The sequence below is a fragment of the Psychrobacter sp. NG27 genome, assembly GCF_016106655.1.
GTDB lineage: Bacteria > Pseudomonadota > Gammaproteobacteria > Pseudomonadales > Moraxellaceae > Psychrobacter.
This window is the reverse complement of record NZ_JADGIN010000004.1, coordinates 203,962-227,283: the sequence shown is the minus strand read 5'-3', so window position 1 is coordinate 227,283 and position 23,322 is coordinate 203,962. Positions and strand designations below refer to the sequence as shown.

General features: G+C 43.1%; 19 protein-coding genes. 11 read left to right on the top strand and 8 right to left on the bottom strand.

What is annotated here, in order from left to right:
* Positions 1 to 52 precede the first annotated feature (52 nt).
* Complete coding sequence (locus IP485_RS08625; RefSeq protein ID WP_227686484.1) at positions 53 to 1,483, top strand: sensor domain-containing diguanylate cyclase; 1,431 nt, start codon at positions 53 to 55, stop codon at positions 1,481 to 1,483.
* A gap of 99 nt (positions 1,484 to 1,582) precedes the next feature.
* On the opposite strand, the gene truD is transcribed toward IP485_RS08625, so the two are convergent.
* The gene (gene truD, locus IP485_RS08620) at positions 1,583 to 2,863 is read right to left on the bottom strand and encodes a tRNA pseudouridine(13) synthase TruD (protein WP_198326888.1); all 1,281 of its coding nucleotides are present in this window, start codon (positions 2,861 to 2,863) and stop codon (positions 1,583 to 1,585) included.
* 294 nt (positions 2,864 to 3,157) lie between these two features.
* Here truD and IP485_RS08615 point away from each other — a divergent pair, with 294 nt between their 5' ends.
* Together IP485_RS08615 and IP485_RS08610 are read left to right on the top strand one after the other, a co-directional pair.
* Complete coding sequence (locus tag IP485_RS08615) at positions 3,158 to 4,807, top strand: FAD-dependent oxidoreductase (protein ID WP_198326887.1); 1,650 nt, start codon at positions 3,158 to 3,160, stop codon at positions 4,805 to 4,807.
* Between the two features lie 261 nt (positions 4,808 to 5,068).
* Complete coding sequence (locus IP485_RS08610) at positions 5,069 to 5,692, top strand: GNAT family N-acetyltransferase (protein ID WP_198326886.1); 624 nt, start codon at positions 5,069 to 5,071, stop codon at positions 5,690 to 5,692.
* 45 nt (positions 5,693 to 5,737) lie between these two features.
* Here IP485_RS08610 and IP485_RS08605 read toward each other — a convergent pair whose 3' ends face one another.
* Complete coding sequence (locus tag IP485_RS08605) at positions 5,738 to 5,893, bottom strand: hypothetical protein (protein WP_227686483.1); 156 nt, start codon at positions 5,891 to 5,893, stop codon at positions 5,738 to 5,740.
* Between the two features lie 246 nt (positions 5,894 to 6,139).
* Between IP485_RS08605 and IP485_RS08600 the strand changes: the two genes are divergently transcribed.
* Positions 6,140 to 7,225 (top strand): XAC2610-related protein, encoded by a 1,086-nt coding sequence (locus IP485_RS08600; RefSeq protein ID WP_198326884.1) that lies wholly within the window; start codon positions 6,140 to 6,142, stop codon positions 7,223 to 7,225.
* A 101-nt stretch (positions 7,226 to 7,326) separates the two neighbouring features.
* Here IP485_RS08600 and gorA read toward each other — a convergent pair whose 3' ends face one another.
* The 3 genes from gorA to IP485_RS08585 form a co-directional block, all read right to left on the bottom strand.
* Complete coding sequence (gene gorA, locus IP485_RS08595) at positions 7,327 to 8,691, bottom strand: glutathione-disulfide reductase (protein WP_198326883.1); 1,365 nt, start codon at positions 8,689 to 8,691, stop codon at positions 7,327 to 7,329.
* Between the two features lie 164 nt (positions 8,692 to 8,855).
* A complete protein-coding gene (locus IP485_RS08590) occupies positions 8,856 to 9,308 on the bottom strand; it encodes a threonine/serine exporter family protein (RefSeq protein WP_198326882.1) in 453 nt (150 codons plus the stop codon).
* A gap of 1 nt (position 9,309) precedes the next feature.
* Positions 9,310 to 10,098 carry a threonine/serine ThrE exporter family protein gene (locus IP485_RS08585; RefSeq protein ID WP_198326881.1) on the bottom strand — a complete coding sequence of 263 codons (789 nt, stop codon included), beginning with the start codon at positions 10,096 to 10,098 and terminating at the stop codon, positions 9,310 to 9,312.
* A gap of 129 nt (positions 10,099 to 10,227) precedes the next feature.
* Between IP485_RS08585 and IP485_RS08580 the strand changes: the two genes are divergently transcribed.
* Positions 10,228 to 10,509 carry a DUF503 domain-containing protein gene (locus tag IP485_RS08580; RefSeq protein ID WP_198326880.1) on the top strand — a complete coding sequence of 94 codons (282 nt, stop codon included), beginning with the start codon at positions 10,228 to 10,230 and terminating at the stop codon, positions 10,507 to 10,509.
* Positions 10,510 to 10,610: 101 nt separating this feature from the next.
* On the opposite strand, the gene IP485_RS13910 is transcribed toward IP485_RS08580, so the two are convergent.
* From IP485_RS13910 to uvrA, 3 genes are all read right to left on the bottom strand, one after another.
* Positions 10,611 to 12,776, bottom strand: coding sequence for an SEC-C metal-binding domain-containing protein (locus IP485_RS13910; RefSeq protein WP_198326879.1), 2,166 nt, complete (start codon positions 12,774 to 12,776; stop codon positions 10,611 to 10,613).
* A 160-nt stretch (positions 12,777 to 12,936) separates the two neighbouring features.
* Positions 12,937 to 13,212: a hypothetical protein gene (locus IP485_RS08570; protein ID WP_198326878.1), complete on the bottom strand. Its 276-nt coding sequence runs from the start codon at positions 13,210 to 13,212 to the stop codon at positions 12,937 to 12,939.
* A gap of 312 nt (positions 13,213 to 13,524) precedes the next feature.
* Positions 13,525 to 16,431: an excinuclease ABC subunit UvrA gene (gene uvrA / locus IP485_RS08565; protein ID WP_198326877.1), complete on the bottom strand. Its 2,907-nt coding sequence runs from the start codon at positions 16,429 to 16,431 to the stop codon at positions 13,525 to 13,527.
* Between the two features lie 606 nt (positions 16,432 to 17,037).
* On the opposite strand from uvrA, the gene IP485_RS08560 reads away from it, so the two are divergent.
* The 6 genes from IP485_RS08560 (at position 17,038) to IP485_RS08535 (ending at position 23,218) form a co-directional block, all read left to right on the top strand.
* Positions 17,038 to 18,402 (top strand): MFS transporter, encoded by a 1,365-nt coding sequence (locus IP485_RS08560; RefSeq protein ID WP_198326876.1) that lies wholly within the window; start codon positions 17,038 to 17,040, stop codon positions 18,400 to 18,402.
* Positions 18,403 to 18,486: 84 nt separating this feature from the next.
* Complete coding sequence (locus IP485_RS08555; RefSeq protein WP_198326875.1) at positions 18,487 to 19,092, top strand: DUF3833 domain-containing protein; 606 nt, start codon at positions 18,487 to 18,489, stop codon at positions 19,090 to 19,092.
* Between the two features lie 289 nt (positions 19,093 to 19,381).
* On the top strand, positions 19,382 to 20,026 hold the full coding sequence (gene ssb / locus IP485_RS08550) for a single-stranded DNA-binding protein (protein WP_198326874.1): 645 nt from the start codon (positions 19,382 to 19,384) through the stop codon (positions 20,024 to 20,026).
* Positions 20,027 to 20,938: 912 nt separating this feature from the next.
* Positions 20,939 to 21,262: an H-NS family nucleoid-associated regulatory protein gene (locus IP485_RS08545; protein WP_198326873.1), complete on the top strand. Its 324-nt coding sequence runs from the start codon at positions 20,939 to 20,941 to the stop codon at positions 21,260 to 21,262.
* Positions 21,263 to 21,493: 231 nt separating this feature from the next.
* Complete coding sequence (gene gspN / locus IP485_RS08540) at positions 21,494 to 22,321, top strand: type II secretion system protein N (RefSeq protein ID WP_198326872.1); 828 nt, start codon at positions 21,494 to 21,496, stop codon at positions 22,319 to 22,321.
* Positions 22,322 to 23,218: a type II secretion system protein N gene (locus IP485_RS08535; protein ID WP_198326871.1), complete on the top strand. Its 897-nt coding sequence runs from the start codon at positions 22,322 to 22,324 to the stop codon at positions 23,216 to 23,218.
* Positions 23,219 to 23,322: the final 104 nt, after the last annotated feature.

The following is a 23,322-nucleotide window of genomic DNA, read 5'->3' as shown; positions in this document are numbered from 1 at the left end:
TCACGGTTCACTATTTTAACTCTATAAATTTGACTATCTGCGGTAGCACATTATGGCTGTATATAAGTTCTATCTAGGCCACAGAGAGCTTTCTAAAGCGGTTTTTGAGTGGGAGGCTGCTGATAGAACGGCCCTACTAGCAGCATTTATGGCGATGGAGGTTTTTTCACATTGGTTATGGTGCTTATTTGTTTGGTATCACCGTGATACTTATGGTGCTTACGTTGATATAAATCTGCTCTATTCATTATGGATTAGCGTGACCATGGTCGGTGTTTTTTTACTATGGGTGTCCAGTCGTTTTTCACCAGTTAGAAGCGCCCGTAGCAATCTGAATATATGGCAAGCTTTGCTCATCACTGTTTATAGTGTCTATATTACCTTTGTTGTCGCCATATTAGGGCATAGTAGTCTGGTAACGGGTGTATCACTCGTGGGCGGTGCTATGCTATGCATGATGCTCATTAACCGGAAGTATGTTTGGCGAGCATTTATAGGGCAAATCATTGCGATCTTAGCAGTATCGTTGCTCCCTTACTTCGGTATTACGATACCCAATCTACGCCAACTTACAGCCACCACGCTGCCTTCTACTATTCATAGTTATATGACTCATAGTGATATGATTATCATGAAAAATGAGGCGTTGACTTGGGAGGGTCTTAATCACCTGCGCCAATCTTCCAATATTTTGTGGCGCTCTACCCATATTTATATGTCGCTACCAAAAGCTATTTTTATCATTTATATGTTTCGTATTTTGTTAGTGTCATTAGATGACAGTAGGAGAGAAACTCTACAACATGCCAATCAAGATGAGTTAACCCAGCTGAAAAACCGTCGTTATGGTCTGAAAAAGATGAAGTATGCGCTATCACAGGTACAAGAAGATCAAGACCTGAGTGTGATACTGTTGGATTTGGATTGGTTCAAGGACATCAATGACAATTATGGTCATGATGTGGGTGATCAGGTGCTGATAAAGGTGTCACAGACGCTATCGCAATCATTATCAGATGAAACCGTCATCAGCCGCTATGGTGGTGAGGAGTTTTTGATCGTGCTACCACATACGAAACACGATAGCGCTATGGTGATTGCTGAGCACCTGCGCTCAAGCATTGCTGAACAAGTTATCACGGTTGAGGGTATGATAGATTTTAGTATCACGGCCAGCTTTGGACTGTATACATTGACACAGAATGAACGAGACTGTATTGCGCAAAAGTATAAAACTATTTTGCAGAAAAGATCGCCGATACAATCCAAGTCACAGCCCTTTATCAAACCAATTGCCTCCCAGCAGGCTGAGAGCCAGATGGCTTCGGCCCAAGAGCTGCCCAGTGATATCTGTCAACGTTTGATCACCACCGCAGACAAAGCCTTATACGAAGCCAAGCACCGTGGTCGCAATCAGGTCGTGAGTGCGAATGAGATGATGGCAGCCGAAACAACGGGCGCTCAGTCACTTTATAACAGTTAGCACTTATTATTTAATACTGACTACTGGATGATTCCAACCTAACCATAAATAACTAAGATTCGTCGATGTTGTTTTCTAAGATGTTATTTTCTAAGTGCACTATGCATGATTTAACTGCTGTACTACGCTTGCCAATACACTGGTGGCAAAGCTGCCCGTGGTCAAGGTGAAGCTCAAAACCAGTGTGTGATCGTCTAACCACTCCCAATGTATCTCTTCAATAGGCAGACGTAGCGCTCGCCGTTGTGCCTTGATATCGCGCTGTTCTAAACCAGTGGCTAACTGCGTCAATAGTGGGCTGCGTTTTACAATATCACTTTCAACGGCTGCCGCGGTGCTGCTGACTTTATCGTTGCCTGTACCCCACATCACGGCCGTTGGATGGATATCACCGCTATCAAGACGAGCACGCAAGGTGTCGTCTAGGGTTTCACTGGTAAATATAGACCCTGAACCATCCAGATTGAACACTTCTCCTGATAGACCTGTAGTCCAGCTGTCGTCGCGTACACGTGCTGCCAAAATCTCATTGAATATCAGGCTACGGGCGGCAGACAACTCCATCGTATTTTGCTCTCGCGGTGCACGCTTGCTTTTGCTTTTTTTAGACGATGGGCGCGGCGCTCGCGTTGGACGGGCAAACAGTGACAGTGCCTCTCTAATGTTATTGCCTTGACGGCCAAAACGCTGTGGACCAAAGTAATTGGGCACGCCAGTTTTACTGATACTCGCTAAGTGCTGTTCGACTGTTTCTTTTGCAGACAATAATTGCTCAGGTTCTAGTGTCTCAGTGCCATTATTGTCAAACTTTACATCACGTAAGGTGATGATAAATTGATTGGCTCGGTGCGTACCGCGATTGAGCTTTTTATTATGCCAGTGCTGGGCCAGAATAGTGACGGACTCATTGTCGCCAATATCTACTGGTGCAAAATCAGTAGGCGGTAGCTGTTTTTTGGGTATGCGCAAGCTAAACCACTGCGTCGTCAGTGCGTGACGATCTTTTAACCCTGAGTAGCCGACGTCACGTAATGGAATCTCTGCCCACTCTGACAGCAGATTTGCCAAGTAAGCCGTATTCATGCCTAGCTTTTCGATGTGCAACCACAAATGCTCCCCTTCACCCGTAAAATCCAGCGGCAATAATTCATTAACGATGAAATCAGTTGCATGGGCTTTATAAGTGGCTTGCTGTATTGGCGGCAGGCTAGGCTGCGGTAGTTTTGCAGTGTCGGTGATGGCAGTGATATCTACACTATTTATATCAAAGTGGGCAGTATCTAAATCGTGCGTTTCGCCATTTGATACAGGTGACGTCATGGGCGTGGTCGTGGCATCAATAGCCGTGTTTTTTTGAGAAATATTTTCGTGAGAAGTCATAAAAAGGTCTTTTATTTTGTTATTAATGATAAATATAAACGCTGAGTGTTATTAAGGATAGATGAGAAGGACCGCGCAGACAAAATCGATGAAAGCGCTGAAACCACGTTGCAATTACGTTTTGCAACGCAGCAAACATACAAAACAACATTGCATGTGAAGCCGTCTTGCTACTATCAATATAGAGTCTATTTAGACATTTAAAAAACAGCGTAAGTTGAAACTGCCAGGTTTAGGGTGGTCATTTTCAACTTGTTGCTATTAGGATATTATTATAACGGTTAAGGACGCATTATGACTAAGGCAATGATCAATACAGTGACTATTAGTAAAGCTGACATCCCAAATGGCGGCATGAAATCATATAAGCAAGAAGACGATAGTATCATTTTAATCACTCGTGATGACGACGAGTTTCACGCGTTTGATGGTAAGTGTCCCCATGCAGGAGCAGATTTAGGCAATGGCTTACGCTGTGGTCATCGAGTGGTCTGCCCTTGGCATCATGCGACTTTTGATAGTCGTGATGGCTCGCTACTAGAGCCGATAGCGATAGAGGGTTTGACGCAGTATGAGCTCACCGATGATGGCGACGATGTAACGGTCGACATTTCAGCTAAAATAAACGCTGCAATCGAAAAAGATAAATTGACTGATACCCATACCCTCATTGTGGGCGGCGGCGCTGCTGGTTTTATGACGGCCAATCAATTGCGACATACTGGCTATGGTGGCAAGATTACTTTGATCAGTGCTGATGACCAAGCTCCTTACAACCGTCCCTTGCTATCCAAAGCATTTTTGGCAGGTAATATGGGCGAGGATAAACTGCTGTTAGGCGGTAGCGACTGGGCGGACAACAACGATATCGAGCTGCGTCTCAATCAGACGGTGAGCGAAGTATTGCCCAATGAGTCTACCATCGTTACAACAGATGATAGCGGCAACAGTGAGCGACAGACTGCCGACTTCTTAGTGGTAGCGACGGGTGCTGAGCCAAACATTCCGCCAATTAAAGGGGCAGACTTGGATGGGGTTTATACCTTACGTAGTATGGATGATGCCAAGCTGATCAAGGCAGCCAGTCACGATCAGCGGGTAATAATTATTGGTACGGGATTTATTGGTATGGAGGTGGCCTCAGCCTTGGCACAGGCAGGCACGACAGCATCGATTACGGTAATTGGACAAGACCAGCGCGTGATGGGTAATATCGTCTCAGAAACCGTGAGCAACGCACTGATTAAGTTGCATGAAGACAAAGGCATAAACTTTGTATTTGATGCCACGGTCAATACAATCACTGAGGTGAAAAGGGTTGTTAATCCGTCTGAGAATGAAGCGCACAAAACCTTTTCACAAGTAGGCGGTGTCACGTTGGCGAGCGGTGAGCATATCGACGCTGATATTGTGATTTTAGGGACTGGCGTCTCACCGCGTACAGCGTTATTGAATGAGGTCAATGACCCAGATGGCGTGCAAGTCGACGATCATCTACAGCTGCGCGATGGGGTCTATGCATTGGGTGATATTGCAAAGGCATCTGGGCAGATGGGACGCATGCGTATCGAACATTGGCGAGTGGCTATGCAACACGGCATGGTCACGGCAGCTGCGATATTGAATGACGACAGTGTCGACTCACTAGAAGCACGAATTCCTTTTTTCTGGACGATGCAGTATGGCAAGAGCCTACGCTATAGTGGTCATGCGGCAACACCCGAGCACAGTATGTTATTTGGGACGCCAGACACGCTGAATTATATCGAGTACTATTTCGATGACACAGGTGAGGACAGTCGTGCCACTGCTGCTAGCACACTTGGACGTGACAAGGAGTTGGTCGCTTTCTCGGAGCTACTTCGCCGTGGTCATGCCCCGACGCGTGCGCAGCTCGATGCAGGTTTTGATATTATTAAGCAAGCACAAGCGTTATCACGCTAGTACTATCAAGCAATAAGTATTAGTATCTTGGGCATGTCATCAATTAGCACATTAATACATTTAGTGGTCTTAAAATGGCTAAATTTTGATAAATATCGTCAGAAGTTTTGTCAATATGTTCATATTAACGGCAATTTCTTCCTCATTTATCTACAATTTTTCTCATTTTAAGCCTCATAATCTAATTGATGACGTGCCCTAGGCTGGCTTAGGGATCTAAGTCAGTTTTTTTATACATGAACAAAAAAGGAAAATTATAATATGAGCGAAAATAATATAAATCAAAGTAATACAAAAACAGACCATTTTGATAAAGAGTCAGTATTTTTACGTGAAGCGACATTAGACGATATTAGCGCACTTGAGCAGCTATTGAATTGCTGCTATCGCGAGACGGCAGGTTGGACCAATGAGGCCGACTTGATAGGCGGTATTCGAACCACATCAGCGGAGCTTGCTGCCGTGATTAATGATCCTAATCACTATTATTTCGTCTATCCAAAAACCACAACGGGCGATCGTGATGGAGAAGAAACAGGTGAGATACTCGGCTGTATCGCTGTCGATATTAAAACTGATGCTGACTCAAATAAAAAAGCCTATATCGGCATGTTTGCGGTACATCCTATACTGCAAGGTCAGGGAGTCGGTAATGTGATACTACAAGCGGCTGAGACTTTTGCAGATCGTCACTTACAGTCACAGAATCAGCCGAGCCGTCTAACCATGTCTATCTTAAGTCATCGTCCTGAGCTATTGGCTTATTATGAGCGCCGTGGCTATCAGCTGAATGGTAATAAAATGCCGTTTCCAAATGATGGCAATAATGGCGAGCCAAAGCGTGAAGATTTAGAGCTATTAGAGCTAGAAAAAATGGTTGGCTGATAATGTAGGTTTAGTAAAAAGACACTCAGAACCACACTGCCTAATTTAACCCCAAAAATGCCCAAAAGTCATAAATAGACCCACACTCAATAATAAAAATGCCACGATGATTAAGCGCTTGAACCAGTTAAAGGCTGGCAAGCGCGTGGCATTGTCATCAGACATCAGGTAAGCAAACAAACAGAGTAAGCTCGCTGCCAAGGTCATTATCCCAAGACCAATAGGTAATATAAAAAAGTACACCTGCCACACAGTCATCTCTCATCAATAGTCAGTATTAATCGCATCATAGCAGCATCGTGATTGAGCTGTCTGTATGACTGTTTATATCAGAGATTGCTTAAGTGACTCTGACGGTTATGACGAGCGCTTCTCATGTCATGATTGTGATACGCTCTAATAGCTGCTTCTCCTTTTCTATTGTTTTTTGGCGCTAAGGATATCTATATGAATACTGCTCTTATACTTAGCAAGAGACGTAAATCAATCGCATTACTAGCTGTACTGCTAGTTTCACAATTATGGTCCTATTCAGCCTTGGCGCAAACCTATCAAATCCAAGATTTCTCGGACGATTATTATGCAACTATTGAGACCGTGAATAATGAGGATGACACGTTAAGCATTGAGGCAAGTAATGAGACAAATAGCGTCATAAAGATTATAGAGTCAAAGACTAAAAAAGCCCTTATCAGTCAGCCAGCTTTTATCGATATTGACTATGAGCTGGATAATAGTAAAGAGCATCAATTGGGCGGAAAAATCAGTGCCAATATCGTCAATCTTCCCTATGGCGAGCATAGTGTATTGATCTATGATGACTTTAACTTTGATAACCAAAAAGACGTGGCACTGCGCGATGGCAACTATAGCTGCTATGGAGGGCCGTCTTATCAAGTCTATTTAAAGAAAGGTGATGCCTTTGTGCATAGCGACGCATTTACTGAGTTGGCACAGAATTATTGCGGATTTTTTGGGTTTAATAAAACCACTAAAACCTTAGATACCATGAGTAAGAGTGGCGCAGGATGGCATCAGTATTCAGAGTATAAAGTGATCGATAATAAGCCGGTGGCTGTACATGTGCTTGTAGAAGAATACCATTCAAAAGGATTTATTTCTATTACCGAGCACACAAGAGTGAATGGCAAAATGGTAGAAGATAGCTATGAGAGGCTACCGGAGTACGATGACGAAAACTACGATGGTAGGTTGCCGTTCGTTTATAAGTTGGATTTAGACAACGGTAAAAAAATGGTCTTAAATAAGACTTATAACGAGGAAGGTGAGCAGCTGTATTATGCCTTTGCCGATAGAAATGACAGAATTGAGCTGTATTATAATGGGCCATTTGTCTATGACACTGCTAAAAAGACGCTTAGCTTTATAAATAAGCCTGTGGTTTATCAGATCAATAAGCAAGGCATTACAGTGAAGCAATCGAACAAGAACGTTTTAATCAAGTCAGTGCCACAAAGCGAGCAGGGAAGTCTGGAAAATCTGATGCAGTTTGACAATGTGAGCGTTAGATAAAAAAATTTATTCTAGGACGAGACATTCCAAACGAAAAGGCCACTCGATTCAGAGCGGCCTTTTTATTTTAGCTCAAACAGCTAAGTTTAGTGCATTGCCAACTAACGCATCGTCACAAACTCTTCCGAGCCAGTGGGATGAATGGCAACGGTATTATCAAAGTCAGCTTTAGTCGCGCCCATTTTAATCGCAACGGCAAAGCCTTGAATCATCTCATCGACGCCAAAACCAATGCCATGCAGGCCAATGACTTTTTCGTCATCACCCAAGCATACTAGCTTCATGGTGCATTTTTGACGATGTTGAGTGACCGCGCTATACATATCGGTGAATGTTGAGCTATAGCATTTAATGTTTTCTTTGCCATGCAAATTAATCGCATCGATTTCAGATAGCCCAATCGTACCGATAGCCGGATGGGTAAAAATCACCGTCGGTATCAGCGTATAGTCTAAATGCTCATTTGGCTTATTGTTAAACAGACGCTCAGATAAGCGGCGACCAGCAGCAATTGCTACGGGCGTCAAATCAACACTGTTTTCGATAATATCGCCAACCGCATAAATACCATCGACATTGGTGTTTTGGAACTTATCGACTTTGATTTTGCCCGTCTCAGTCGTGGCAACTCCTGTTACTTGCAGGTTGATACCGTCTGTCGATGGCGCGCGACCAATCGCCCAGATCAAGCAGTCAACAGTATTGATACAGTCTTCACCGCCATCATTGGTGGTTAAATCGAGACTGTCATCGTCATTTTTATTGACTTCATTGATCACCGTGTTGGTGTGTAACTGAATACCAGCTTGTTCCATCTCTATCAGCAAAGTCTCTACGATAGTATGATCAAACGTACGTAGTGGCGAGTGTTTGCGCACATACAAATGCACCTCTGCACCCAGACTGTTTAGTACGCCTGCGATTTCGACAGCGATATAGCCTGCGCCCACAATTGCCACACGTTTTGGCAGATGGTTTAAGGCAAAGAAACCATCAGAATCGATGCCGTGTTCTGCACCTTTGATATCTGGCTGAATCGGATGACCGCCTGTGGCAATCAAAATATGGTCCGCGGTAATATGTTCGCCATTCACTTCGACCGTATTGGTATCGACAAATTTGGCAAAGCCTTTGATCACTTCGACGCCGTTTTTGGCCAAGTTATTGTCATAGGCGCGGTGAATGTTTTCGATGTATTGTTGGCGGCTCTGTACCAGCTTTTGGAAGTCAAAACCTTTTAACTCAACATCAAAACCATAATCTGGCGCATATTTATGGATAGCTTCGGCTACTTGCGCGCCATACCACATGACTTTTTTGGGAACACAGCCCAAATTCACACAAGTGCCGCCCAGTTGGTTCGCTTCGATAATGGCGCATTTTTTGCCATAGTTTGCTGCACGGTTGAGTGAGGCAATGCCGCCGCTACCGCCACCAATGGCGATATAGTCATAATGTTTGGTCATAATTAGGTCTCTTTATTGAATTGTTATGGGTGCTACTTCCGACTCTATTGTAATGGGTCTTATCGTCCATCTTACAAGGTTTTTATGGTTAAGATGTGTTGAATCGATTGAGTATCAACAGGGCTTGGTTAAGAATGGCTGCGCATTTAGATATTTAAGATCATCTATACGATAGGACGACGTCTATAAAACAACAGCCCCGGAATAGATAAGCCCAATACCAATCCTGAAGTCACAAACAATGCTTCGAACAAGTACACCATCATTTGGCTAAATAACTCGTCTGAAAAGCCAAAATAGCCGATCTGCACCATGCTGACCATCGCTTTATAGGCGGCGATACCGGGCATCATACAGATGACACTGGGCGAGATGAGCGCTTTAGGTGGTAAGGTATATTTCTTAGAAAAATATACACCCAAAAAGCTGGCAAGCATCGCCCCAAAAAAGCTGGCAAGCACGATATGTATGTTCTGATGGACAAGGGCAGTCTTTAATCCAAAGCCAAAAGCAGTCATCAGCAAACACGGCAAGATATAGCGTTTGGGGACGCTAAACATCAGTGTCCAACCAAGAGTAATGATACAAGCCAGCACAACGGTCTCAATAAACCACATCTTAAAACCCCCAGTGCTGTATGCGAAGTAAAACCAGCGCCATCACGATACCAACGCACGCGGACAGGGTCAGCATATAGGTAAAGACGGCACGCCCAACCCCGATATTGACATAGCCTTTGAGGATATCTGAGAACGAGTTAATCAAAGGAAAGCTGGGCACCAATAGCAACACGCTAGAGGCCACAGCGATATCAGCATTATTACCAATATCAAAATAATAGGTCGTCGCCCCAATGAGGGAGGCAATAAAAGCCGTCACAATGACAGTGATAAAGGGATTGAAATGATGCTTGGATAGATAAATACGGGTGAGCATCGCCACCATACCCGCGATAAATGTCACCGCTGTAATCGACCAACTACCGCCATTCAGATAAGCAAAAGCCGCACAAGATGCACCCACAAATAGACTGACGAGCCACGTTGGATATACGGTCTTATCCAGCTCATCAAAGGCAAGGGTCGTGTGGTCAATCAAGTCATTATGATCGACAGTAGCTTCAGTTTTATTGATTATTTGCTGGATCTGCACCAATAAATTGACATTGATGCTCTGATTAATCGTGTCTCTGGTGGTGGTAATACAGCGTTCGTCACAGATAGTCGTTAGGGTAATAGCATTAAAGTTCAGTGAACATTCGACGCTGTTCATCCCCAAGGCAAGCCCCAAGCGTTTGGACAAGTCCACCACCACGGCAGACTCAGCGCCATACTGCATAAGGAGTAATCCGCAGCGCACGCATAGTCGAGTAATGCGCTGCTGCTTTACGTAGCTGATAGAGGTCATGAGTTAGATACGCAGGTTGGTTGGTATTGATACGCTATTATAAAGGGTCTGGATGCTGACGCGCAGACATTATCGGATATTATATTTGATGCTACTATAAAGTATAAACTTTTTGGCAAGGAGCATAAAATGCATATCGCTATTGTGACATTGACGTTTTTATTGCCCGGCTGTAGTTCGCTAAAAGAGAAACGCCAACGCATGGGCGGCTTGCATGCGCGCTTTGGCAATACGCCAAGCGTCGCGGTCTGTGAGAGCGGTGAACGTGATCGGCATGATGCTAGCGAGTGGACGTTTGTGATCGTTGGACTGTCAAAACGTGAGGTCGAGTCGCAATGCAGCCAAATTGAGGAGAAGATAGAACGTACGGTAGATGCACGGATGATGAGTGTGGAGAGGGAGTTTGTTTAGTCTACGGCGTCTTTATAGAGAGGCAATCGGGACTAAACTATGTCTCATGACAACTATTATATAAAAAGCATAAGTTATAATTTTAAACAAGAGCTGGAAAGCTATAAGCAACACTTTTTATATTTCTTTCCACTACCACAATGACATTTTTCATTCCTTCCGATTTTTTTAGGCATAACTCTAGTTGTAGGATTGAAAGTTGCCAATGGTTTTGCCATATGAGATGTTTCTTGTTCCATCTTTTGAGAGTATCTCCAAGGAGAGTCTATATATATACCAAAATTAATTTTTTTAGTTTTAGGATCGATACATATACCATGCCATTTTTTGGACTTTGTATAGTATTTTCTTTTTCTGGCGTGGTTCTCTAATCTTACTTTAGCAGTTGTATAATCGTCGTAGTTGCAATGAATTGTTAACCCTTCACCATCTGCATGTTCAAACCCAATTGTAAAATCATGATTTTTGCCATCTACTAAGCTCTTACTACATATCAGGTCGATGACATCATTTATCTGTCGAATAGAATTTTCATTAATGGTTAATAGTAGTAACCCAAAATCCAATGTACTAGAGTTATTCATCCTTTCAATATTAGAGATGTATTTTCCAACTGTAGTATCTTGATATTTTGTAAGTATACCCTCAGGAGTTTGTATAGAGTCTAATCCGTCTCTACGAGTGAGCATTGCCATATCAAGTTCTGCACAGAAGTCATCTCCGATGTGCATTAAATTCATCCCTTTATCTAGCCATAAATTACTATTTAAATGGTAGGCTAGTATGTTCATTTCATGATGTGCCATTAACTCCTGTGAGTAGTTAGTTCTACGGTTTAGGTAACTTAAGAAATATAGTGGTGAATCTAGCATTTCAGCAAACACATCCAAGAAGAAGACGTCCATTATGAAAGGTGCTTTTATTATTTCTGTCTCGTGATATTTTAGGAACTGTTTAGCTTGGAAGAAAAGTGCAGGGTAATGGTCTGATACGATACATACGGGATAAATCTCTTCAAATTTAGTACTTGAAATATCTATTTCATTGTTATTAATATCCACAAGCTTGTATTCACTATGTAGTAATAAATCGGCACAAAAATGAGCTTGGTCATAAGCATGTTGCACCGCTTTTTTAAAGTCGCTCTGTAGAGATTGATCATTTCCTTTCCGTGAACTTATAGTAAGTTTTTTAGATTTAGCTTGTAATATAATGGCTCTATTACCAAATAAAACTAAAATATCTATTTCCCCAGCAACTACACCCTTTTTTTCAAGAATGTTGACACCTTGGAAAACTCTAGTATTTCCAAAAACACTTTTTAGTCTATCTAAAGAAAATTCTTCTGTAAAATTACCTCTATTTATCATAGCCTGACTACGATATAACTTGTCATCCCAAAACCAAAAGAAAGGAGATTCATACAATGCTTCTAACAAAGTATAATTCTGGAATAATAAGTAAGTATCTGTATCCAGTTTTATAATTGGAAAAGCATTTTTGGGATTGAAATCATCGAGTGCTTCAAATGTGTAATTTTCTATGGAGACAAAGGAATTAACAATTAAGTCTACTGTAGATTTTGATACAGTGGAAAAGACCGCTAGATAAATCTCATCTACTGTAAACGTATAAGGAGCTAAAAAAGACCATTGATTTGGGTGCTCTCCGAGCAATTGAGTAAGAATATTGTTGACTTTTTTGAGTTGTAAGTCTCCTATAGCTTCAATTACTATAAACAATTCTTCTAAAGAATAGCCCTTGTTTCTTATCAGCCAATCTTCATCATGTTTATATTTTAACTTTGATAAATCTCTGTATTGGAAGTGATAAGCTGATTCTCCTCCATAAAATATAGGTTCTCTTAAAAAAGCACCTTTATTAAAAGGGTTGTAACTCTTATCTGGTTTATTATTAGCATCTAATTTAAACATGTCTGAGATATCAGGCATCATTGAATGATGAAGTTCTAAAAGAAAAGTTTCTGTTTTTTCTATGTACTCTTGCATTTTAGCAGGGGTTGGTAAGTTCACGTTTAATTCAACTTTACATGCAAGACCGATTAGCGTAGATATTTCAATGCGTAATAGTCTGTCCGTACCATACTGCTCTAAAAAATCCTCCTTCTGTATTTCTTCGCCACATCGTACAACATTATCTCTAAAACAAAAGTACGAAATAGTGTGTAAATATCCATCAGATTGGCACAATGATTCTAGATCACTAAAGACCTCTGCTTCTGTTCTTTGCCTGTCTTTATTGAACACTGTTATTCCTTTACATTTGTCTATATTTAGTAAAGGCTACCATAGTAAATTACCTTAGCGCTATTAATTATGATCTATAATTTCAGTTCTTTCATTATAACCAAATAAAAGGCCACTCCCTAAAGAGTGGCCTTTTATTAGATTATCTAAAAAGTATTAATTATTGCGGACGGCCTTGACCCTGTCCTTCAGGTTTTTTATACCCTTTAGCCGTCATACAGGCTTCTAGTTTTTTCATATCACTTTGGCTTGGACGACTCTCTTTAGACATTTTCACGCCAGCTCGTTGAGCACAATCATCCATCGCTTGTTTCATATCAGCGGACATCGCAGGTCTTTGATGATTGCGATCGCTTGCTCCATTAGACGTGCCGCTTGACGCACAGGCGCTAACGCCAACAGTAGATGCTAAGATAATAAATAGTAATTTTTTCATAAAAAGTCCTTAAAGGTTTTAGGGGTGGACAGTGTCAATTCGTACGTGCTATCACTTGCTACAAGGTTGTTAACCAGTTATTTCTATATCGTATGCGTCTACGTATCATATCTAACCCCTTAAATATTAATACATTTAATGTTTAAGTATCTTTAATAAATATTAAGAAAGGTAACGTAGTGAAGTAACTTAAGCCTTAGCTTATATATCGATTTCCGTTCATAGCTTATAGTTTGTGCTTTGCCTTATACCAGCCAATAAAAAAGGCCACCCTATAAAGAGTGGCCTTTTATCAATCAGGACTTAAGGGTATTAGCTGACTTCTTTCATACCTTGCTCAAGCATTGGCTTTAAGAATATACCCGTGTAGGATTCTTTGACTTCCGCCACTTCCTCAGGTGTACCTTCAGCGATGATCATACCGCCACCTTTACCGCCTTCAGGGCCTAGATCAATCACCCAATCCGCCGTTTTGATAACATCCAAGTTATGCTCGATGACCACGATAGTATTACCTTTATCGCGTAGGGCATGCAGGATATTGAGCAGCTTATCGATATCATGGAAATGCAAACCAGTAGTTGGCTCATCCAAGATATACAGCGTCTGTCCCGTATCACGTTTGGCAAGCTCACGCGCCAGTTTGACACGTTGCGCCTCACCACCTGATAGCGTTGGCGCAGACTGTCCGAGACGGATGTAGCTTAGACCGACATCCATCAATGCTTGCAGACGACGATAGATCGCTGGAATCGCTGAGAAGAACTCAGTGGCATCCTCAACGGTCATATCGAGCACATCAGCAATGCTCTTGCCTTTATAGTGAATCTCTAAGGTCTCGCGGTTGTAGCGTTTGCCTTCACAGGTATCACACGGCACATACATATCCGGTAAGAAATGCATTTCAACTTTGATAAGACCATCACCTTGGCACATCTCACAGCGTCCGCCCTTTACGTTGAAGCTAAAGCGACCCGGCTTATAACCACGGGCACGCGCTTCTTGTGTCTGGGCAAACATCTCACGCACAGGGGTAAACACGCCCGTATAAGTCGCAGGGTTTGAACGCGGTGTACGACCAATTGGGCTTTGGTCGATATCGACCATTTTGTCCAAATGCTCAAGACCGCTGATGCTCTCAAACTTATCGGCGATCAAGGTGGAGGCATTGTTTAGCTGAGTCGCGGCTAATGGCATAAGGGTACGGTTAATCAAAGTTGATTTGCCTGAACCTGAGACACCCGTGATACAAGTCATGATACCAACAGGAATGGTCAAATCCACATCGTGCAAGTTATTGCCTGATGCGCCTTTTAGCTCAATCGTCATCGGAACTTTCTTAGGTTTGGCCTTACCTGTGACTTCGACGTCCATGGTCTTGGCAGTATGACGAACTTTTGGAATCTCGATTTTCTTCTTACCAGACATATATTGACCAGTCAGCGATTCTTTATTTGCCATGATGTCATCGACCGTACCTTGAGCGATAACATGACCGCCGTGCACACCGGCACCGATACCGATATCAATCACGTGATCCGCTTGGCGAATCGCATCTTCATCATGCTCAACGACCAGTACCGTATTGCCCAAATCACGCAAACGCGTTAGAGTTTTTAGCAGGCGGTCGTTATCACGCTGATGCAGACCGATTGACGGCTCATCAAGTACATACATGACGCCCATGAGACCAGCACCGATTTGGCTGGCTAGACGAATACGCTGCGCTTCACCGCCCGATAGTGTCTCGGCAGAGCGAGCAAGAGTCAAATAATCAAGCCCGACGCTGACGAGGAAGTTTAAGCGCTCGTTAATCTCTTTAAAGATTTTTTCCGCGACTTCACCTTTGTGACCGCTAATCTTTAGCGTTTTATAATAGTCAGCAGCGTCCCCAATAGAGAGCTTAACGATTTGAGCGATGGTTTGATCATCGACACGGACGTTGCGCGAGATTTCATTCAAACGCGCGCCATCACAGACGTTACAAGTGGTATCAGCCAGATATTTTGCCAGCTCATCACGGACAAGGTTACTTTGGGTCTTGGCATAACGACGCTCTAAATAAGGCAATACGCCTTCAAACGGTACCGTCTTATTCGTCTTGCGGCCGCGCTCATCGGTAAAGTTAAAAGTAAGTTTTTCTTTACCAGAGCCTTGCATGATGAGGTCTTGCTGCTCTTTGGTCAGATCTTGCCACGGTGCATCCATATCGATTTTGAAATGCTTACAGACCGTGCTAAGCAAGCCGAAATAATACGCATGACGTTTGTCCCAACCGTTGATAGCGCCTTGATTAAGCGATTTCTCATGATGGGTAATCAGTTTTTCAGCCGAAAAATATTGACGTTTACCGAGACCATCACAGCTTGGGCATGCGCCATATGGATTGTTAAAACTAAACATACGTGGCTCAAGCTCAGGCACTGCACGGTCACAGACAGGACATGAATGCTTGGCAGACATGACTTGGTTGGCATCACCGCCTTCTTTTGGATTGCCATCCATAAAGTGCAGTGTGACCAGCCCTTGACCCAAACGTAGCGCCGTCTCTAAGCTTTCAGCGACACGGTTGCCCAAATCATCACGAACTTTAAAGCGATCGACCACCACTTCGATGGTGTGCTTTTTCTTCTTATCCAGTGTCGGTAGCTCGTCAGTGTCATATACATCACCATCGACGCGCACACGGACAAAGCCTTGACCGATGAGCTGCTCAAGCAAGACGGTATGCTCACCTTTACGCTCACGAATGACCGGTGCCAAGATCATAATCTTGGTGTCGTCTGGCAATGCCATGACTTGATCGACCATCTCAGTGACTGACTGTGCGACCATTGGCTCGCCATGCTCAGGGCAAAACGGCGTACCAATGCGTGCATAGAGCAGACGCAAATAGTCATAAATCTCGGTAATCGTACCGACGGTCGAGCGTGGGTTATGGTTGGTGGACTTTTGCTCGATAGCAATCGCAGGGGATAGACCCTCGATACTATCGACGTCAGGCTTCTCCATCTGTGAGAGGAACTGACGCGCATAGGCCGATAAGCTCTCGACATAACGGCGTTGCCCTTCGGCATACAGCGTGTCAAATGCCAATGAAGATTTACCAGAGCCAGATAGGCCAGTGATGACCACGAATTTATCTCGTGGAATGTCTATGTCGACGTTTTTTAGATTATGTGTACGTGCGCCGCGTATTGCGATATGGTCATGTGCCATCGGTTACAGGTTTCCTATTTGCTAAAAGGGGATTGAAAAATATCTCAATGTAAAAGGTCAATATGAGTCAATTAAATGGTCGGTTAAACGTGAGTGATTTATAAATTTATAGTGTGGTTATAAATCGCTTTCTTATATCTAGCGTTATATTGTTTGGTTTTCTTACGACTGTTTTTTATACGACTAAGCAAATCTAAATCAAATCAATGTTAAGTAACAGGTATGGTTTGTTATGGTTTTGACCAAAAGTGTCATGTTGTGGTGATAGTGATAAGCGGGTTTATCATTTGAGCGGTCGCTCGATCTCATCAGTAATAGTGCTGATAACGTTTTACTTTATTGTCATGGTGACGGCATTATTCAAGGTGTAATAGCACATCAGATGTACTTGGTAACAAAATAATCGCGTAATATGAATGGCTTGGATTGAGGCGGCATTCGACACTGGGCTAGTAAGACAAAAGTCTCGGCAACCAAATGGCGAATGTCTTATACTAGAGGGCTTGATTTATAGGTCAATGCCTTGATAAAGCAGTAGTGAAAATCAGGGTACAGCGCGGCGTGTTAGCAGTGAAAAACCAGTAATGATCAACCAGTGAGGCAAGTATGAATAGCGTAGAAAAACGGGCAATCCTCGGGGTCGGTGGCATCTTTGCCTTGCGTATGATTGGCTTGTTTATGATCGTGCCTGTGTTCTCTGTCTACGGTAATGATTATACACACGCGACGCCGTTTTTGATTGGTCTGGCAGTGGGCGTCTATGGGCTTGGGCAGGCGATATTTCAGATACCCATGAGTCTGGCTGCTGACAAATTCCCACGTAAACCCATCATATTTTTGGGCTTAATACTGTTTGCCATCGGCGGCATGATTGCGGCCAATGCGACGGATATCTATGAAGTCATCATCGGTCGGGCGCTGGCGGGTAGTGGAGCGGTCTCTGCAGTGCTCATGGCGCTATTGGCAGATGTGACGCGTGAGGAGATGCGTACTAAGGCCATGGCGACGATGGGTCTGACCATTGCGACATCCATCATGCTTGCCTTTGCTTTTGGCCCGCTACTGGTTGGCTCGCTTGGTATCTCTGGGCTGTTTTGGTTGACATCAGGGTTCGCTATTTTAGCGATGCTGTTACTGGTGTTTGTACCAACGCCTCTGCGCGTACTCAAACACAATCTCGATAATAAGACCATTGGTCAGCAACTGGCTACTGTCCTCAAGATTGGCGATCTTAACCGCTTGCATATCGGTATCTTTGCTTTGCATTTGACCATGACGGCGATATTTGTGATTCTGCCGCATCAGCTCTCAGACGTTATGGGCTTGTCGGTACGCCAGCAGGGTATGGTGTATTTGCCATTACTATTTATTGGTTTTGCCGTGGCCATTCCTTTTATTATTATTGCCGAAAAGAAACGCAAAATGCGCCAAGTTTTCTTAGGCGCAATCGCATTGATGACAGCTTCCTTAGCGGTATTGGCATTTAGTAGCAACTATGGTGTTGGTATTATTTTAGGGCTGTTGCTGTACTTTATGGGCTTTAATTTGATTGAAGCGACGATTCCTTCATGGATATCCAAGCGCGCGCCAGTGGCCAATAAAGCAACAGCCATGGGGATAAGCTCATCTAGCCAGTTTTTTGGGGCGTTTGTGGGTGGGGCAATGGGCGGGCTGTTATTGAGTCAGCCCAGTTTGCTCGCGTGGGGTATATTGGCGGTCATTATGGGCGCGGCTCTGCTCATTATTATACCGATTGCGCAGCCGCCTTATCTATCGAGTACCACGGTGACTATCCCTAAAGACATTAATATCCAAGATTGGTCACGGCAGATGCTTGCAGTAGACGGAGTGGATGAGCTAGTCGTGATGGCAAAAGAGCAAGTCGCCTATCTCAAACTAGACAAGACACAACTGACGGATGACTCGCGGCTGCAGCTATCGAGTTTGGCACAGAGCCCACTGGATATTTAACAGACGGTATAGACAACGACTAGATAGACCGCCATTATTAATAAATAAAAATTAACGATTTATCTCTATTTAAAAGGAATGAATATGAGTAAATTTAAGATATTATCTGGTGATGTTAGGAAAAACATTGCGCCTCGAGTAATGGCCAAGCTGGCAGTAGGCGCTGGTCTATCAGCCACGTTGCTACTATCAGGCTGCGCCACACAAAATATTCAGACCTATCAGAACAGCACGCCGACGCTCGATATGCATGAGTTCTTTTCAGGTCAAATCGATGGCTGGGGTATGTTCCAAGGTCGAAATGGCGAGGTCAAAAAACGTTTTTATGTCGATATCGATGCCACTCACGAAGGCGATAATGTCATCGTCTTAGATGAAAAGTTTTCATGGGCAGATGGCACAAAATCTCAGCGTATCTGGCGATTGACCAAGCAAGCAGACGGTAGCTGGAAGGGTACGGCAGGCGATGTCATCGGTGAGGCTACTGGAGAAGTGGTTGGCAATACTTTGCATTGGAACTATCTACTAGAATTGCCAGTTGATGGCAAAACTTATAACGTTAAGTTTGACGACTGGATGTATCTGGTCGATAAAGACGTCATGCTCAATCGCTCAGTGATGAAAAAGTTTGGCGTAGAGCTGGGTAGCGTCACTTTAAGCATGCATCGCAATGGTACTGACGGCCAGTAGCATGACAGCTAAAAACGTCATTCTGATTATAAAGGTAAGCCTGCGGTGTTCATCGGCTTATTAAAATGGCAAAATAGCAGCATCTTTATCTATTAAACTCTAAAATATCGACCTCTATAGCAAGATAGACTATCTAAGCGACATAGACTGACGTGCGCCATCGGTAGCCTGTAGATATTTTGATGAAAATTGGTTAAAGTAAAATTATACAATTGATAGTGCCAAATGACGCTATCAGATAACGATTAAAACAGTTGGTTAAATTATTCATAAGTAAAAGGACGGTATCATGCGCGGAGTTAATAAAGTTATCATCATTGGTAACCTTGGAGCAGACCCTGAGGCACGTCAATTCAATAATGGCGGTAGCGTGACCAATATCTCGGTTGCGACATCAGAGCAGTGGACAGACAAACAAAGTGGTGAAAAAAGAGAAGCGACGGAATGGCATCGTATTTCGCTGTTTAACCGCTTGGGTGAAATCGCGGCACAGTATCTGCGTAAAGGCAGTAAAGTCTATATCGAAGGCAGTCTGCGCACGCGTAAATATCAAGATCCCAATGGGCAAGATCGTTATATCACCGAGATTCGTGCTGAGCAAATGCAGATGTTAGATGGCCAAACTGGCGGTGGTCAAGGTGGAGAAGGCTTTGGTGGTCAGAACCAAGGCAATAGCGGTAGTTATGGCAATCAAGGTGGCTCAAATCAGGGCTATAACAATCAGAACGGCCAAAACAACTATGGTCAGCAAGGCAGTAATCAGCCAGCCCAACAAGGTGGCTACAACAATCAACCAAGTGGTGGGCAGAACAGCTTTAACAATCAGAATGCCCCTGCACCGCAAAATCAGTTCAATCCATCAGCACAAAAACCTGCACAGTCTAAGCCTACAGCCATGCCAGATGGCCCAGTGGATGACGATATTCCATTTTAGGATATATGATTAAGTAATGTTGATTAAGATAGATAGAGCCCTGCTAATCGTGGGGCTTTTTAATGCCCGATCGTAAATCAATGAGTGGAAAAGAGATGAGTATTCAAGGTAATCTAATTTCAATATTCACAAACTTTTAGCATGCCGTTAAATCACTTATTAAGTACGAGTATATTTAATATAAGTGAATTTTTGTTTATATTAAATATGGCTGTATATTTTTATTATTATCGCTTCTATACGCTCAACAGTTTAACGCTATTAAATAAAAAACCTTTCATACTCTGTATTGACCGTTCATACTATCATCGTTGGTTAACGATGACAGTTATATTAATAAGTTGATATAATATTATTAATATAATTGTTATCGAAGTATCAGATATTGTCATCAAGTCCTGTGACTATGATTAGAAAAATACTCATGATTGATAATCATGCTTTCCCAGTCATTAATGGTATTGTTTACATACCTATGTCCAGTGGCTTCAATGCTCCTTTGAATTGAATCAGTTGTATGTTTTGCATCAAGAGCTATTTTTGATATATAACGACGTGACAAGGGTTTAATATCATCACAAAAATATATTTATTAGAAACTTTGTTTAGTTTTCTATTAAATGTTTAAGTTTATGATTATTGTAATAAATAGCGATATATTCAGTACCTGTTATTATGGATTGGTTTTAATAGTATAAGATATAATAAATTAACCTATCTATAGTCATTCCACTATAAAATTATTACTGCGTTAACTTCGCTTGAAGTATTTAATATACATCTACGCTCGGTTGCCTTGTACTACTTTTAAATTGAATCGACTATAATAATAAATGATTAGTTTACCCACGTTCATAATGAACACTAATGCCTCTATAGAGGTGATACTTTCATCACACAATTGGATCGACTATGAGTAAAAATAACGCAATTGATTTAGAAAACCTAAATGTAGACGAGTTACGTGCCATCACTGAAAATGCTCAGCAACTGATTGCCAAAAAGCAACATCAGCGCCTGTATGATGCTTATATGCAGTTCGAAAAAATTGCAGAAGACAGCAATGCAAGCATCGAAGAGATTTTGAAAGCGGGTGAAACGCTAGAGAAAAAACGCAATATCAAATATCGTAACACTGATGATAACAACGAAACGTGGACTGGCCGTGGCCGCAAACCTACTTGGTTAGTAGAAGCGCTTGCTGCAGGACGCAATATTGAAGATTTTGCTATCTAATAAGATAGATGGTTGTAGCACAGCCACAGCACGCGACACCGCTCATCAGTTTTATGATAATGGTTTATTTACAATCATTTAGCGATAAACGATGACGATGGTCAGCCAATCAAAGCCAGTATCTATATTGCCAATATTTTGGTAAAAAGATACTGGCTTTTTTTCTGTCATCTATAGGCCATTGTTTGTTATGATAATGACGTTTTTGACTTATATAAGAGTTGTGCCACCGTGCCCCAAGTATCTGAGTTGTCTCATAAACGCCTTCGCAAGCTCTGGTGGCTAATAGGGTTTGTATTGTTTGCGCTATTTGCACTATTGCAGATGCCAGCAGCATGGCTACTTGAGAAATATGCACCCAACACGCCCTATGTACAGCATGTGTCTGGTAATGTATGGCAAGGCTCAGCCATCTGGCAGCTTCCTGTATCGTCGACGCCGCTCACAGGGATGGCTGAATGGACATGGCAGCCATGGCAACTGCTCACCGGTAAGCTTGGCGCAGATGTCAATATCAACTCTGAGCAAACCAGATTAGAGGGACAAGTAAAACTGGGGCTTAGCTCGTGGCAAGTAGATAATATGAGCGGAAAAATCGCACCTGAGACGCTAGCGAGTGTGGTTGATTGGCAATTGCCCAATACACCCATTCAGGTCAATGCCGTGTCACTAAAACGTCAGTCTAGCGACAATGAAACAACTAATAGTGACTCTGCGAAAACAGGCGCAGGCTTCAGTGATGTCGATGGTCAGCTGACATGGGTAGGTGGTGAAGTAGGTTATCCTAGTGGTGGTAAGGTTTTCTATATCACCATGCCTGCGCTGCGAGCGGAGCTAAGTGCTGAGCAAAAGAACAATAAAAACCTGCTACATATTAATTTGCTAAACAATCAAGACAAGCGTTTGGGTGATTTATATCTCGATGGCGATAATATGCTCGATGTCAGCCTGACCCAGCGCCTACTAGAGAATATGCCTGAGTATAAAGGCCAAGCGCCGCAAGATACGCCAGTGGTGAGTGTGCGTCAGCCACTGCTCACTGGGTTGGGGGTGAACTAGATGGCTGATATCACCGCAAGCTTAAAGCCCATCGTTAATACCCTCAATCGTTTCTCAGGTTGGCTGCTATTATTAGCCATTGCTTGGCTGTGCTGGACTGCTGCGCGATTGTTGTGGTTGTTGCTAGCCGCGCCACTGGCACCGACACTGCCGTTAGCACCTTTGCAAAGCAATGCAAAATCAGCCAACGATTCTAGCGGCTTGTTTGCCATATTTGCCGACCCTGATCCGATTGCAGCGGCAGTACAGCCTCCGCCCAATGTGGAGCTTAAAGGCGTGCTACTAGCAATGCCTGAGAGCATGTCCTCAGCTTTATTGAATATCAATGGTGAGGTAAAAAACTATCGAATTGGTGATGGTCTCAAAGACACAGGCTATATATTGGTCGCGGTCGATTGGAATTCAGTGATTATCGCTGATGCCAATGACAAAGAAATGGTCATAAAAATGCCAGATGCTATGGTACTAGACCAAAGCGATATGATGATGGGTGCTATTAGCAATCAGCGTTTGCCGAACAATAGCATGCTACCCGCAGCACCTCAGCCAGTACAGGATACACCGCCTGAAGCTACAGAGCCGACTGGTGAGACAAGTCCGCAGTCTGCTATTGAAGAAGCGGTCACTGCATTGCAAGAAAACCCTGCCAGCTATCTAAGTAGAATGGGGGTGATGGCATCCGGTGAGAGCTATCAAGTCACGGCGGCAATGCCCTCAAAACTGCGTAACCGTCTAGGGCTTGAGCCAGGTGACAAAGTGCTGACCGTCAACGGGCAGAGCGTCGGTAATAACCCTGCTCAAGATGCGGGTGTCTTACAGCAAGTGCAACAAGCGGGCGAGGCACAAATAGAGGTTCAGCGCGGTGAACAGGTCATTACGATTCGCCAGCAGTTTTAAAAAATGGATTTTTAGCAACGTGTGCTCATCAATAATGCAGCTCATACTAAGCTTATTACATATGAAGTTTCGTATATACCAAGCTCCGTAAATACTAAGCTCCG